This is a genomic window from Streptomyces sp. NPDC049687 (assembly GCF_044465285.1).
In the GTDB taxonomy this organism is placed as follows: Bacteria; Actinomycetota; Actinomycetes; order Streptomycetales; family Streptomycetaceae; genus Streptomyces.
The window spans coordinates 364,531-376,674 of the sequence record NZ_JBITLN010000004.1 but is presented as its reverse complement, the minus strand read 5'-3'; the positions used below and the strand labels follow the sequence as shown (position 1 = coordinate 376,674).

The following is a 12,144-nucleotide window of genomic DNA, read 5'->3' as shown; positions in this document are numbered from 1 at the left end:
CGCCCCTATAACGGGGGGATGCTGGATACCGTCCTGACCAGGTTGAAGACCTCTCGGGCGGCGTATCGCTTGAGGCATCGGATGATCTCACGTCGGTTTTGCCCTCCTGAGTGCGGCGTTCGTAGTACGCCTGGGTGCGGGGGTCGACGCGCAGCCGGGTGAACACGATACGGTGCAGAGCGGCGTTGGCCTGGCGTCGCCGCGACGGTTGAGCCGGCGCGAGACCCGGCGGCCCGAGGAGTACTCGATGGGGCTGACTCCGCACAGAGCGGCGAAGGACGCCTCGGTTTTCAGCCGCTCTGGGTTGTCTCCCATGGTGATCTGCAGAACCGCGGCCTCGTCCCCGTCCCCCCGAGCGCAGGAAACTCCGGCCTCCGCGCGAAAGCCAAGCCCTCCCCCACAGCGTCGCGTGACATTCACGGAGCAACTTCTGCAAGAGCTCGCGAAGGCAGGCGGCCAGATCGTCAAGCTTCCGGCAGCGGTCCAGACTCCGGGAAGTGGCCGTCCCGGATCGCCGCGGCGCGCAGATCCGGAAGGATTCCGAGACGAAGGAGCTGTACGGGGGTTGGTCCCGTAGCGGGTACGAGATCAAGCTCGTCGACATCCCCGCATGGCGCCTCGCCGTCCTCGAACCCGTCCCCGTGCCCGCCCGGCTCACCCGCCCGCACACCGTGGTCCGGGCCATGCAGAACGAACAACAGCCGCTGGGCCTGACCAGGCCCGCCCAAGGACGTGCTCTCCGGCTCATCCAGGCGCTGATCACCGCTGCCGAGGCCGAAGGACACCCCTGTTCGGCGGGAGCGACCGGCTTCGCGCCCCCGTCTCATCGCCGCCGCAGAGCGTCTCCCCACTTCACCATCACCGCACAGGGCCAGACCGTGGGGTTCCGCGTCCTCGAGGAACAGGACCGGACCGAGCACGTCGCCGAACCAGGAGCCGACGACCTCAGGCCCTTCCTCGGGCGCTGGAGCCCCTACGGCCCCTGAGTCGCGATAGCGGGCGCACACCGACTGGGTGAAACCCAGATGATCATCCGTGATCTCGGACAGAACGACACGGCCTCGTCGCACCCAATGTCAGATGTCGTCGACCGCGCTGAGCGCCGCTTCACGGCCGAGCTCGTGCGTGGCACGTGGTCCGTCTCCGAGAGCAGCAGCGGGGACATCACCAGGAGCCCCGCAGCCATGATGGCTTCGTTTGACGCACGCACGCAGCTCCCCGCGATCGCCCCCAGCGTGCCTTGCAAGATCGCCGTGCGGTCTACGGGGCAGCGCCTCTGACACCTACAGGCAGAAGTAGCGTCTGAGGTAACCGACGCACCTGGCTCCTTGCTTTGCTAACCCTGTCGGCACCCACGCCGACTTCCACTCGACATGCATGAGGACGGCATACCTCGTCAACGCCAGGGCTGACGTGGATGACCGTGCCCACGACGGCCCGCAGTACGAGCTCTACGAGGACGCGTACGCCGAACTCGTCGAGGAGCCGGGCCGGGCATGTACCTCCGGCTCGGCGTACCCGTCCCGGTCCTGGCCCGCTGTCCTGCCGCCATGCCCCAACGGGTCGGCCCTCGGCGACGCAAACGCCTGGATGGACATCTTCGACACCGTCACCGCACATATCGCCGGGCCGGTCCGCGTCACCGGCGCTTGGCCTCGGCCACCAGATCTCTGAACTCCGCCCACTGGACCGGCGGTCGGGAGATACCGCGCCGCTCCAGATAGCGGGCAGTGGCCCGGTGCGTACTGCGCAGTACCCTCAACGCGTCGCTCGGGCGTCCGGAGCCCATGGGCTCCACGACCCGCTCGGGGACCAGCAGCCAGGTGTTGCTCCCAGTCCCTCTCAACTCGCCGCGCACCAAGGCGTTGTGCATGTGGTTGAGCCTCTCGTCGTGCCGGTGCACCAGCAGGGAGGCCGCGCCCGCGACGGCGGCGCAGTCCGCAGGGACGCTGATCTCGAAGCCGCCTTCCGCGGGTACGGGCCGAGCACGGGCGAGCACCGGCGCCCCGGAGGCGTCCCGGGCGGCGAGCACCGCGCTCGGATAGCGGGCCAGCTGGGTGGCTCCCGGGAGCGTGCTCGGGCGGGGCGACTCGGAAAGGGGTGCGGGAGGCTCGCGTACGATCACCCGCTCCGGGGTGACGGTGATCAGCAAACGCAGGTAGTACCAGGCCATCGTGCGGCGCAGTGGCAGTGAGACGTACGCCCTGCTGTGCGGCTGCCGCTCGAAGAGCATCCGCCAGTAGTCCTCGGCGCCCTGCGGACCGGTCCTGATCTCGTCGGGGCACTCGGCGCGGCCGCCGACGAAGATCTCCGGGGCCCGGTCCAGGCCGCTGCCGGTGGGGTCGGAGAAGAGCAGGGCGACCCGGCCGTCCCGGCGGATGTTCAGCGCCTTCTGCGCGAACGCCAGGGTCGTGGACAGCAGCAGCGTCCCGTCCGGGCGGCGCCACGCGGCTGTCGGCCAGACCAGCGGGGTACCGTCCTTGCCGAGCGTCACGAACTCACAGGTCCGGTAGGCATCCAGGACGTCGTGCGGAGCGGGGTCGAGCAGGCTCACGCGTTGTGCCCCCCGTCCAGCGGGCCACGGATCGCCCGGCGGGCGGCGGCGTACTGGCGCTTGCCCACCACCTTCCACAGCAGACGGCCGACGAGAGGGGCCTTGCCGAGAAAGTAGGCGCTCTCCTCGGGCGTGGCCTCCTCCAGGAGGGCGCCGAGGGCGATGAAGAGCTGGTTCTTCGGTACCTGCTCCAGACCGCGCGTGCCGACCAGGTCCCACTCCGCGACGGTCAGATGCTCGGCAACGAGCGGAAGAACCAACCGCTCCTCGTCGTCGAGGTGTTCGAGCAGGACGGTACGGTGCGCGTCCAGCGCCAGGGCCAGATTTGTCCCGGCGACGCGGTCCGCCGCCTGCTCCCAGGCGGGCGTCCACTCCGCGACCGCCTCGAGACTGACGTCTATGCGCCGGTGCTGCTCCTCCATCCGGGAGACCAGTTCGTCGTCCTGCGCGGCGCGTGCGTGCAGCAACGGCCAGACCAGCTCGTCCTCCAGCGCGTGATGGTGGTGCAGACCGCCGACGTACGTGCGCAGGTGCTCCGCAACCTGCGCCGCGCGCAGCGAGGCGCCGCCGGGCACCGCGCGCACCAACCGAGGGAGAAGCGCCGACTCGCGGCGGAAGACACGGTGGACCACGACCATCTCGTGGGTGTTCGGCCGCTCGGCCTGGGGAAGTTCGCCCGTCGTACTGCTGGGGGACACGCTCGGAATCTCCAACGATCAGATGCCTGCAACAGGCTTCCAGCGTCGGCCCACGTCTTGGACTCCGGTGGGAATCTGCTTGGCGTCCGCTTGGCGCCCGTCGGACCGCTCGGCTCGGGGGCCGCGTTCATAGTCAGTTCACGTGACGGAACCGCCATTCGGGTAGATTCCCACTGCATGCTGCGTATTCGAGTCCTGGGTCCGCTGGGCGCCGAGGTCGGGGGCGAACCGGTCGATCTGGGCACGCCCCGGCAGCGAGCCGTGCTGGCCCTTCTGACGGCGGCCCGTGGCGGTGTCGTGCCGGTGGACCGGATGACCGACGCGCTGTGGCGCGGGGAACCACCCGCCAAGGCCAGGGTGTCCCTGCACAGCTACGTCTCCAACCTGCGCCGCTCGCTCGAACCCGGGCGGCCGCCCCACACCCCGGCGACCGTCCTGGTCACCGCCCCGCCCGGCTACGCCCTGCGGCTGTCCCGGGACGCCGTGGACGCCTGGCGTTTCGAGGCGTCGGTGGGCCGGGCCCGCCGTGCCCCGGCCGAAGAGGCCCGCGCGCTGCTCACCGAGGCCCTCGGGTGGTGGCAGGGGCCCGCCTTCGCGGAGCACGCGGACGAGACCTGGGCCGCCTCGGAGGTGGCCTGCCTGACCGAACTGCGTACCGAGGCCAGCGAACTCGCCGTGGCGGCCGACCTGCGCACCGGACGCGTGGCCGAGGCCGTCCCCGCGGCCGAAGTCCTCGTCGGGCAGAGACCGTTGCGGGAGGAGGGCTGGCGGCTGCTCGCCCTCGCCCACTGGGCCTGCGGCCGCCAGTCCGACGCCCTCGCCACCCTGCGCCGCGCGACGCGGACGCTCCGCGAGGAACTGGGCTGCGACCCGGGCCCGGCGCTGGCGCAACTGGAACGGGCGGTGCTCACCCAGCGCATGGAGGTACTGGACACGGCCGCCCCGATGCATACCGCGTCGGCCGTGCCGGCTTCCGCGTCACCTGTCCCGACTCCGGCGTCGGGCGCCGTGCCGGTGCCGGCCGTGCCCGCTCCGGCCGCGGCGGCGCCTGTTCCCGCTCAGGCGACGGGGGCCGCTCCGCCGTCGGCCGTGGGGGTTCCGCCGTCGGCCAGGCTCGTGCTCACCCCGGTGTCGGGTGGGATCGGGGAGGGCGCCGGGCTGCCCGCCGTCGGGCCGGGGACGGGGGTGCCCGCTACGGGCCTCGCGGGCGGCGAGGTCCGTAGCGGGAACGCCCTCTTCGTCGGCCGTACCGGCGAACTGCGTGCCCTGGAAGCCGCCGCGCGGGAGGCCCGGTGCGGGGGAGGGGTGGCGCTGGTCAGTGGGGAGGCCGGGGCGGGGAAGTCGGCGTTGCTGGAGCGGCTCGTCGGCGTGCTGCGGGCCGACGGATGGGCGGTGGTTGTCGGGCGGTGCCCCGAGTACGAGGGCGCGCCGCCCGCCTGGGCATGGGTGGAGGCGCTCGGCGAACTGGCCCGGGACCTACCCCCGGCCCGGCCCGGCGAACTCGACGTGCTGCTGCGCGAGCCCGCGAGCACGGCCGCCCCGCGACGAGGCGACCGCCGGACGCTTCCGGATGCACCGCGCGTTCGCCGCCTGGCTACAGGCCGCCGCCACCGCCGCCCCGCTCGCCGCCGTCCTGGAGGACCTGCACCATGCCGACGGCGAGACCCTCGCCCTGCTCGAAGTGGCGGCCGCGGTCACCGGCGTCCCGCTGCTCACCGTCGCCAGCTACCGCCCGGCCGAGGGGGGCGAGCACCTCGTCAAGACCCTCGCCCAGCTCGCCCTCGGTGCCCCGCATCGCGTCGCGCTGCGCGGGCTGCCGCCGGAGGACGTCGCCACCGTGGTCGACGCCGTCTGCGGCGGGCCCGTCGATGCGACGACCGTGGCGGTCCTCGCCGAGCGCACCGGCGGCAACCCCTTCTACGTCCTGGAGAGCGCCCGGCTGCTCGCCGGCGAGGGCGCCCTGGTCGCCGTGTCGGAGGTACCGCAGGGGGTCCGGGACGTGCTGCGCCGACGGCTGGCGCTGCTGCCCGCCGGCGCCCGGGCCGCCGTACGGCTCACGGCCGCCGTGGGTCTGGAGGCCGAGGTGGCGCTGCTGGTCGACGCGGCCGACACCGACGAGGACGAGGTGGTGGAGGGACTCGACGCCGCCCTGTCCGCCGACCTGCTCACCGAGCCGGGACCCGGACGGGTGCGGTTCGTGCACGCGCTGGTCCGCGACACCGTGTACACCGACCTGTCGGGTGTCCGCCGCGCCCGGCTGCACGGCCGTATCGCACGCGCGCTGCGTCGCCACCGCCCCGACGACCTCGCCGCCCTGGCCCACCACTTCGCCCGCTCCGGCAGCCCCTCGGACGCGCCCCTCGCCGTCGACTACGCGCTGCGCGCCGCCGAGGTCGCCGAGCGGCGCTACGCCCACGACATCGCCGTAGGCCTGATCCAGCAGGCCATCGACGTGCACACAACGTCCGTGCCCGACCCCTACCTGCGGCCCGAGGACACGGTCGGGCTGCTGGTGCGGCTGCTCGGGGCGCAGATCCGGGCCGGTTCCACGGAGGCGGCGCGGGGCACCCGGCAGCGGGCCGTCGAACTGGCCGAGCAGGCCGGCCGGGGCGACCTGGTGGCGGCGGTCTACGGCGCCTGGACCGAGCCCTCGCCCTGGCGGAGTCGGCTGGAGGGCGTCTACGACCGTGGCGCGCTGGCCCGGCTGGAGGAGCTGGCGGCCGATCCCGGCCTCGACGACCCGACCCGCGCCCGGGTGCTCCAGGTCCTCGTCGACGCGGTGGCCGCCGAGGACGCCCCACGAGCCCTGGACGCGGCCCGCACCCAGCTGGCGCTCGCCCGCGCGGGCGGCGAACCGCGCCTGCTGGCCGCCGCGCTGATGACCTCCGCCAGGCTGCTGCCGCACGAGGGACAGGCCACCGCCCGCCCTCCCCTGGTCGCCGAGCTGCGCGAGCTGGCCCGGGCCCACGACCTGCCCGCCTACCGCTGGATCTGCGAGCAGCTCGACGGCATGACCGCCGCCGCCCTCAACGATCCCGAGGCGGTCCGCCGGCACACCGCCGACGGGCTGGCCCTCGGCCGCCGCTACCGGATGCTCTGGGCGCAGGGGCTGGGCGCCGCGACCTCGGCCATGCTGGCCGCCGTCGCCGGACGCTTCGACGCCGCCGAGGCCGGATACGCCGAGGCGGACGGCCTGCTCGAGCGGGTCGGGGCGCACCACGCCACCGGCCTGCGCACCCTCGGGCTGATCACCGTACGGCTCGCCCAGGGACGCATCGCCGAGGTCGAGCGGATCATTCGCCCGGTGTACGACTCCACGGGGCCATCCGTGGGCGTCATGCTCGCGCTCGCCCTGGCCGGCCTCGGCAGATTCGACGAGGCGCGTGCGGTGGACTTCCCGCCGGAACCGGTGACCGACCACCTCTACGGCGTCGAACTCGACATGCGCTCCCGGCTCGCCGTCCTGCAGGACGACCACGCCACCGCGGCCGCGCTGGTAGGGCAGCTGCTGCCTTACCGGGAGCAGCTCGCGGGCGCCGCCGGGATGGCCTACGCGACCCGTCCGCTCGCCCACGCTCTCGGCGACCTGTACCGGTTCCTGGGCGAGCACCGGGCCGCCGCCGAGCACTACGCCCTGGCCGCCCGCACCGCGCAGGCGTGGGGCTCGCCCCATCTCACCGCCGACGCCCACCGGGCCGCCGCCGAGCTGGCGGCGGACCGGGCACGGCGACGCACCATCCTGGCCTGACGTGGCGCAGGGCGCCTGGAGGGCGCACGCCTTGCCTGCGCCCGGCGCACGCTGGTCTTGTGCCGGGCACTGGGCAGAAGCCCCGACGGTCCCAAGAACCTGCTGGCGTCGTACGACGGAACCGGATGCCGTCAGCGGCCGGACGCGCCCATCAACGCTGCCGCGGCCCCTTCCGCGAGACTGGCTGCCGGGGAGTCGGCGTGATCGGTCGCCTGGGACACGGCAGCAGGCGTCTCCGAAACGCCACCGACTCCCTCGGCCGCTGCTCGCTGCCCGGTACCGAAAGCGTCATCGGTGTCCGACGCGCCTGGCGGAGTCTGCGGACTTCCGTCGGAGTCGGCCGCGGCCCGTTGAGGGACGACGGGTGTGGGAGCCGAACCACTGGTTTCGATGCGGGTCGCGCCGACGACCGGCTCGTCGTCCTGCCGGTCGGCTTCTTCTGCGGATGGGCCGGCGTCACGGTCAGCCGCGTCCGCCGGAGTGCCCTGCTCTTCGCCGACCTCGTCCCCTACGGCGGCCTCGCCCCTCACCACGGCAAGGGCCTGCTCAAGCGCTTCAAGGTCCAACTTCATGGACACCTCGGCTGCCGGGTTGAGGTACAGCGCGTGCCCCGTCGGCACCATTTCCATCAGGTCCAGCACCGGGTGAATCTCGTAGGCAAGCCGTCCCGCCCTGTCCACCTGGAACTGCGAGGTGAGAACCGGCACCACGGCACTGCCGTCCGGCGCCACCGCCGTCATCAACTCCCCGTCCGGCCGTACGTAGACGGCCACATCCGCCCGGGCGACCAGGACCGGCACCTCGTTGTCCCCGCCGTAGCCGGACGCGGCCCGCTGCACCGCCGCGTCGATCGCGTCGGTGGGCCGGGACCAGCCGCGCGCGGAGGGAGAAGGATGGTACTCCGGATTGCTCTGCCACTCCACGAGCCGGCCTGCGTCATCGGAGCGCCACTGGCCCACCACCGCCCACATCGGCGGCGGCCAGGTACCGCGCCAAGCCGCGTCGACGAGGCCGAACCAGTGGTCGGGAGCGAGCAGGGCGGCATCGACGGTGCATCATCATCCACCCGGTTGGGTCGGCCGCGCGGCGAGGTGCCTGTCGTGGCAGGTCCTGTTCCGCTCGGCCTCCCGCCGATCCGGCGTGACGATTTCCCGATCGAAGCCGCGAAAGCCCCGGTCGGCCAGGACCAGCATGCCCGGCGTCAGCACGGTGACCAGACGCTGGAAGCGTGGCTGCGCGTGCATCCGCGCGTCGAGGTCGTGTGCCGTGACGGCTCCGCGGCCTATGCCGAGGCCGTCCGCCGCCCCTGCCCGACGCGGTGCAGGTTCGCTCAGCGCTATTCCGATCGCGCCATGCGGTGAATGGTGAATGAGGCCGACGGCTTGCGCCTGCTGATTGACTCCGAGTCCATCCCTACCCGTTGACCAGCTCAATCGCTGAGTCCTTCGTGTCAGGGTCGCGAGCATGCGCCACCTCGTACCCCGGAACGCGCACCGTTTCTGGTGCGGTGATGAGATGAAAGCCGTGCGTCTGCTGTGTCGGCGCTTTCGTGGACGATGGTTCGGTGTCACCGTGCAATGAGGTGACAGGATCAGCTGCGCGTGATCGGCACAGTCCAGCGGCCCGGTTCACCCTCGCGTCCGACCTCGGGAAGCCTGGAACACGCCAGGACGCCGAGCAGACCGAACGCGGCCAAGGTGCCGAACAGCGCGGTATAGCCGCCGATCGTCAGCATTACTGGCGCGGCTAGCGGTACGAGCGAATCCGGCAATGAGTTGGCGACATTGAAAATCCCTAGATCCCTGGCCGAGTCGGTCCTACTGGGCAGAACGCGCACGCACACAGCGAGGTCGACGGAGAGAAACGTTCCCATGCTGATGCCCATGATGGCCACTCCGACGTAGATCAATGTCATGTTCTGGGCCCAGGCCATCAACACGAGAGCCGCAGCAGCCAGCACACCGGAGAAGACCAAGAACGGCTTCTGGCGTCGGACCCAGTCGGAGAGATACCCCGCGGCTACGCAGGACGCAGCGACGCAACTGATCGTGAGAAGCCCGAGCAGGAGCACGACACGGCTTAGTTCCTCTGCGTTTGTATCGAAGCGCTCCATGAGGAAGAAGGTGCTGTACGTACTGGAGGCGTAGGCACAGGTGATCAAAAAGCGGACAAACCATGCCCATGCGAACGCCGGGTGTCGACGGGGGTCGAACCAGAATGACGTGGCGATGGTCCGCAGATTCAGCGGATATCTCGGTGAGTCGCTGCGTGGCTCACGCAGCAGCAAGAATGCGATAGTCGTGGCCCCGAGCGCGAACAGTGCTACCGCCAGCCACTGGCCGGCTCTGCCCCCCGGGGCCACATTGGCAACAGCCAATCCCACGAGCGGTCCCGACGCGGCGGCCAGGCCAAGCAGCCCCGTCACGCGCCCCGTTCGTTCCTTGACCACCTGATCCGCTACCAGAGCACTGCTCGCGGCCCGTTGAAACGTGCAGGCCATCTGCACGCCGCACCACAGCAGCACGATCTGCCAGACCTCGGTCGTGAAGGGGACAGCGACCAAGGCCAGTGCACCGAACAGAGAACCGATGAGCATCCAGGGGCGGCGACGGCCGAGACGAGTGCGGGTGCGGTCTGAAATCCGGCCGGCAACAGGGCTTGACAGTATCGCGACCAGGGCGCCGAAGCCGGTGATGATACCGAATGCAGTCGCAGCCCCGGCACCTGCGATGGCGTCGAGGTGAAGAGCGAGCAACAACTGGACGGGGGTCGCCAGCGCGATGGTAAAGGCGAATTCAGACATCATGATGGCCGGGGCTAGGCGGCGCATAGGCGTGACGCCATCATGCGGGTCCTCAACTGGCGCGACGAGGGATGGTGTAGCCATGGGAGGGCTCTAATCCTCGGGGTAAGTGGCTCCGTCGGGAGCGTTCGAACGATCGATGTGGTGCGGTATGCAGCGGCCTCGTGGGCACCGGGCCGACTCCTCCAAATACCCGGAGTCTGAACCTGCATCCGCGCTCGCGCATTTATCAGCAGGTTTCGCGGTCCATCTATGACCAGGTTTTTTGGACCGTGCCTGGATGGCGGATATGAGATATGAGCAGCCCCAGTAGGCGTGAATTATCAAGCACAAGAGAAGCTTTTCCGGCCAACCGGAGCGTGGTTTAACTCGCATTTTCTTGACTCGCAGAGAATATTTAGGTCGACTGAAATGTCAAGTGAGGTGCGGAAGTCCGCAGGGCATGGTGGCTGTTGCGAGGAGTTGACTGCAAGCTGGCAACGAATCCGCCTCGAGCGCTACGCCTTGACCATCAGGACTCAGGGTGTTGTCCGCGACAGTTTGAGGGGACCGAGGACGGGCGACGGGGCCCAGCGTGTCGCGACTGTCTTGGCGTCGACTTGGTGCCCGCTTGTGAAGGTTCCACTTGCTCTCCGGACAGTCCCTGTGAGCCTCGGTGGGTGGTGCCTGTATCGGATCCGGCTCGCGCGTATTTGCACACCGTGCAACGGTTCAGGCCCAGCTCGCGAGCTGCGGCATGGAGCGAGCGACCGGTGTCGGTCACCTCCTGCACCGCCGCTTCGCGTGGCGGCGGGCTGGGTTGTCGGCTTCGTCGGACGGCCTGGATGGAGAGGGTGCCGGCGCGGGTTCGGGTTCGGGGACCGCGGCCAGGCGACCAAGTCCGGCCACCGGTCGATCCACCTTGATCGCGGCCCGGCGGAGGGGCGCCGTAAGGGCTTCACCAAAACCGACTACGCCCGCCCGCTCGACGCCGCACACCAGCAGCTCGGCGGCCCGGTCGCCCTGGTCTGGGACAATCTCAACACGCACGTCAGCCGCAGAATGCGGAAGCTGATCGAGGCCCGATTACGGCTGACCGTCTACCAGCTGCCCCCGTACGCACCCGCGTTCAACCCGGTTGAGGGCGTGTGGTCGCACCTGAAACCGTCGCTGGCCCACCTCACCAAACACAGCCTCGACCAGGCTCACCGCGCTGGTGAAGACCCGGCTCAAACGGATGCAGCACCGACGCGGCCTCATCGACGGCCTCATCGCCAAGACCGTCCTCGACTTCCAACCGCCGTAACCTCAGCCATTGAAGATCCCTAGTGGCCCCATTCGCCCCCACACCACATCGGAAGCGAGGCCACATCCGGCACTGCTGGTCGAGGGCGAACCGATACGCGATCCACCTCAACGGACCGAGTGCAACAGGGGACTGCCCGGGCCGTGGTTGCCACCCGATGCCAAGTCGGCTCCAACCGCGGGCCCGCAACATCTGGCATTGCCAGTACTACGCCGTGCGTTACCGGAGAGGTTCACGTGTCCGCCAAGAGGAAGACCGACAGCAGTTCCACGGGCGAGCGTCCGTACACTGACGCGATGGTGGTCATCCACCGCATCTTCCGCCGGGAGTCGGGTCTGTTGGCGCGTCTGGTCCGTGCGGTGTCTCCCGGTGACACCGCACGGGCGGAGTTGCTGGCCGAGAACATCGAAGAGTATCTGACCGGCCTGCACCACCATCACAGCCTGGAGGAAGAACTCATCTGGCCGCTGCTCTCGGAGCGGGCAAGCGGCCACCAGGAAGTGGTCGAGCTGATGAAGAATCAGCACCAGGCGATCGACATCACACTGGCCGCGATCAGTACCACCCTGCCCTTCTGGCGCGAGCGCGCGCACAAGGACGCCGGCGAGTTGCTCGCCGGTGCCCTCGACGAGCACCGTGAAATCCTGCTCGTCCACCTCGACCACGAGGAGAAGCTGGTGCTCCCGCTGATCGAGGATCACCTGACCGTCGCGGAATGGGACCGCGTGGGCAAGCACGGTCTCGAGACGGTCCCGAAGGACAAACTGATGCTCGCGCTCGGTGCCATCCTGGAGGAAGCCAACCCACAGGAGCGAGCCTACTTCCTCGCCCGGGTCCCTGCCGTCGGCCGCCTGGCCTTGAGGCTGGTCGGGCGGCGCCAGTACGCGCGACGCCGCCGATTGGTGCGTGACGATCTGTACACCGTGCAGGCGGGTACCAGGACCGTCTTCGCAGACGCCCCCAGCCTTCAGGTTGGGGCGGGTGTGGCGCCGTTCCGCGCCTACGGCTCCCCCCACAGCTGACGTAGCTCCGGCCACAGCGCATTGCAGGGACAGC

The 12,144-nt window shown here is 70.3% G+C and carries 10 protein-coding genes and 3 pseudogenes; 6 read left to right on the top strand and 7 right to left on the bottom strand.

Annotated features, from left to right (window positions below):
* Positions 1-5 precede the first annotated feature (5 nt).
* Positions 6-336 (bottom strand): annotated as a pseudogene (locus tag ACIBVL_RS15870) (transposase); the annotation flags it as partial.
* A 161-nt stretch (positions 337-497) separates the two neighbouring features.
* Here ACIBVL_RS15870 and ACIBVL_RS15865 point away from each other — a divergent pair.
* Positions 498-986, top strand: coding sequence for a hypothetical protein (locus tag ACIBVL_RS15865; RefSeq protein ID WP_399097943.1), 489 nt, complete (start codon positions 498-500; stop codon positions 984-986).
* 3 nt (positions 987-989) lie between these two features.
* Here ACIBVL_RS15865 and ACIBVL_RS15860 read toward each other — a convergent pair.
* A pseudogene (locus tag ACIBVL_RS15860) lies at positions 990-1,204 on the bottom strand (VapC toxin family PIN domain ribonuclease); the annotation flags it as partial.
* A gap of 173 nt (positions 1,205-1,377) precedes the next feature.
* On the opposite strand from ACIBVL_RS15860, the gene ACIBVL_RS15855 reads away from it, so the two are divergent.
* On the top strand, positions 1,378-1,674 hold the full coding sequence (locus ACIBVL_RS15855; RefSeq protein WP_399097718.1) for a hypothetical protein: 297 nt from the start codon (positions 1,378-1,380) through the stop codon (positions 1,672-1,674).
* Here ACIBVL_RS15855 and ACIBVL_RS15850 read toward each other — a convergent pair.
* Both ACIBVL_RS15850 and ACIBVL_RS15845 read right to left on the bottom strand, forming a co-directional pair.
* Entirely contained in the window at positions 1,640-2,554 is a 915-nt protein-coding gene (locus ACIBVL_RS15850) for a pyridoxamine 5'-phosphate oxidase family protein (protein ID WP_399097717.1), read from the bottom strand. The genes ACIBVL_RS15855 and ACIBVL_RS15850 overlap by 35 nt on opposite strands.
* Complete coding sequence (locus ACIBVL_RS15845) at positions 2,551-3,252, bottom strand: hemerythrin domain-containing protein (RefSeq protein WP_399097716.1); 702 nt, start codon at positions 3,250-3,252, stop codon at positions 2,551-2,553. Before ACIBVL_RS15845 ends, ACIBVL_RS15850 begins: the two co-directional genes overlap by 4 nt.
* 177 nt (positions 3,253-3,429) lie before the next feature.
* Here ACIBVL_RS15845 and ACIBVL_RS15840 point away from each other — a divergent pair.
* Together ACIBVL_RS15840 and ACIBVL_RS15835 are read left to right on the top strand one after the other, a co-directional pair.
* Positions 3,430-4,731 (top strand): annotated as a pseudogene (locus ACIBVL_RS15840) (BTAD domain-containing putative transcriptional regulator); the annotation flags it as partial.
* A 91-nt stretch (positions 4,732-4,822) separates the two neighbouring features.
* The gene (locus ACIBVL_RS15835; protein WP_399097715.1) at positions 4,823-7,000 is read left to right on the top strand and encodes an ATP-binding protein; all 2,178 of its coding nucleotides are present in this window, start codon (positions 4,823-4,825) and stop codon (positions 6,998-7,000) included.
* 131 nt (positions 7,001-7,131) lie between these two features.
* Here ACIBVL_RS15835 and ACIBVL_RS15830 read toward each other — a convergent pair whose 3' ends face one another.
* From ACIBVL_RS15830 to ACIBVL_RS15820, 3 genes are all read right to left on the bottom strand, one after another.
* Positions 7,132-8,037, bottom strand: a complete 906-nt coding sequence (locus ACIBVL_RS15830) for a type VII secretion system-associated protein (protein ID WP_399097931.1) — start codon at positions 8,035-8,037, stop codon at positions 7,132-7,134.
* Positions 8,038-8,058: 21 nt separating this feature from the next.
* Positions 8,059-8,466, bottom strand: a complete 408-nt coding sequence (locus tag ACIBVL_RS15825) for a hypothetical protein (RefSeq protein ID WP_399097942.1) — start codon at positions 8,464-8,466, stop codon at positions 8,059-8,061.
* Between the two features lie 125 nt (positions 8,467-8,591).
* Positions 8,592-9,887 carry an MFS transporter gene (locus ACIBVL_RS15820; RefSeq protein WP_399097714.1) on the bottom strand — a complete coding sequence of 432 codons (1,296 nt, stop codon included), beginning with the start codon at positions 9,885-9,887 and terminating at the stop codon, positions 8,592-8,594.
* A gap of 327 nt (positions 9,888-10,214) precedes the next feature.
* On the opposite strand from ACIBVL_RS15820, the gene ACIBVL_RS15815 reads away from it, so the two are divergent.
* Positions 10,215-11,111, top strand: a complete 897-nt coding sequence (locus ACIBVL_RS15815; protein ID WP_399097713.1) for a transposase — start codon at positions 10,215-10,217, stop codon at positions 11,109-11,111.
* A 273-nt stretch (positions 11,112-11,384) separates the two neighbouring features.
* Positions 11,385-12,110: a hemerythrin domain-containing protein gene (locus ACIBVL_RS15810; protein ID WP_399097712.1), complete on the top strand. Its 726-nt coding sequence runs from the start codon at positions 11,385-11,387 to the stop codon at positions 12,108-12,110.
* The last annotated feature ends 34 nt before the right edge of the window (positions 12,111-12,144 follow it).

Coding starts and splice junctions, on each gene's coding strand:
- ACIBVL_RS15835 (WP_399097715.1), top strand. CDS start 4,823: ATGCACCGCGCGTTCGCCGCCTGGCTACAGGCCGCCGCCACCGCCGCC.
- ACIBVL_RS15855 (WP_399097718.1), top strand. CDS start 1,378: ATGAGGACGGCATACCTCGTCAACGCCAGGGCTGACGTGGATGACCGT.
- ACIBVL_RS15815 (WP_399097713.1), top strand. CDS start 10,215: ATGTCAAGTGAGGTGCGGAAGTCCGCAGGGCATGGTGGCTGTTGCGAG.
- ACIBVL_RS15810 (WP_399097712.1), top strand. CDS start 11,385: ATGGTGGTCATCCACCGCATCTTCCGCCGGGAGTCGGGTCTGTTGGCG.
- ACIBVL_RS15825 (WP_399097942.1), bottom strand. CDS start 8,466: ATGCTCGCGACCCTGACACGAAGGACTCAGCGATTGAGCTGGTCAACG.
- ACIBVL_RS15820 (WP_399097714.1), bottom strand. CDS start 9,887: ATGGCTACACCATCCCTCGTCGCGCCAGTTGAGGACCCGCATGATGGC.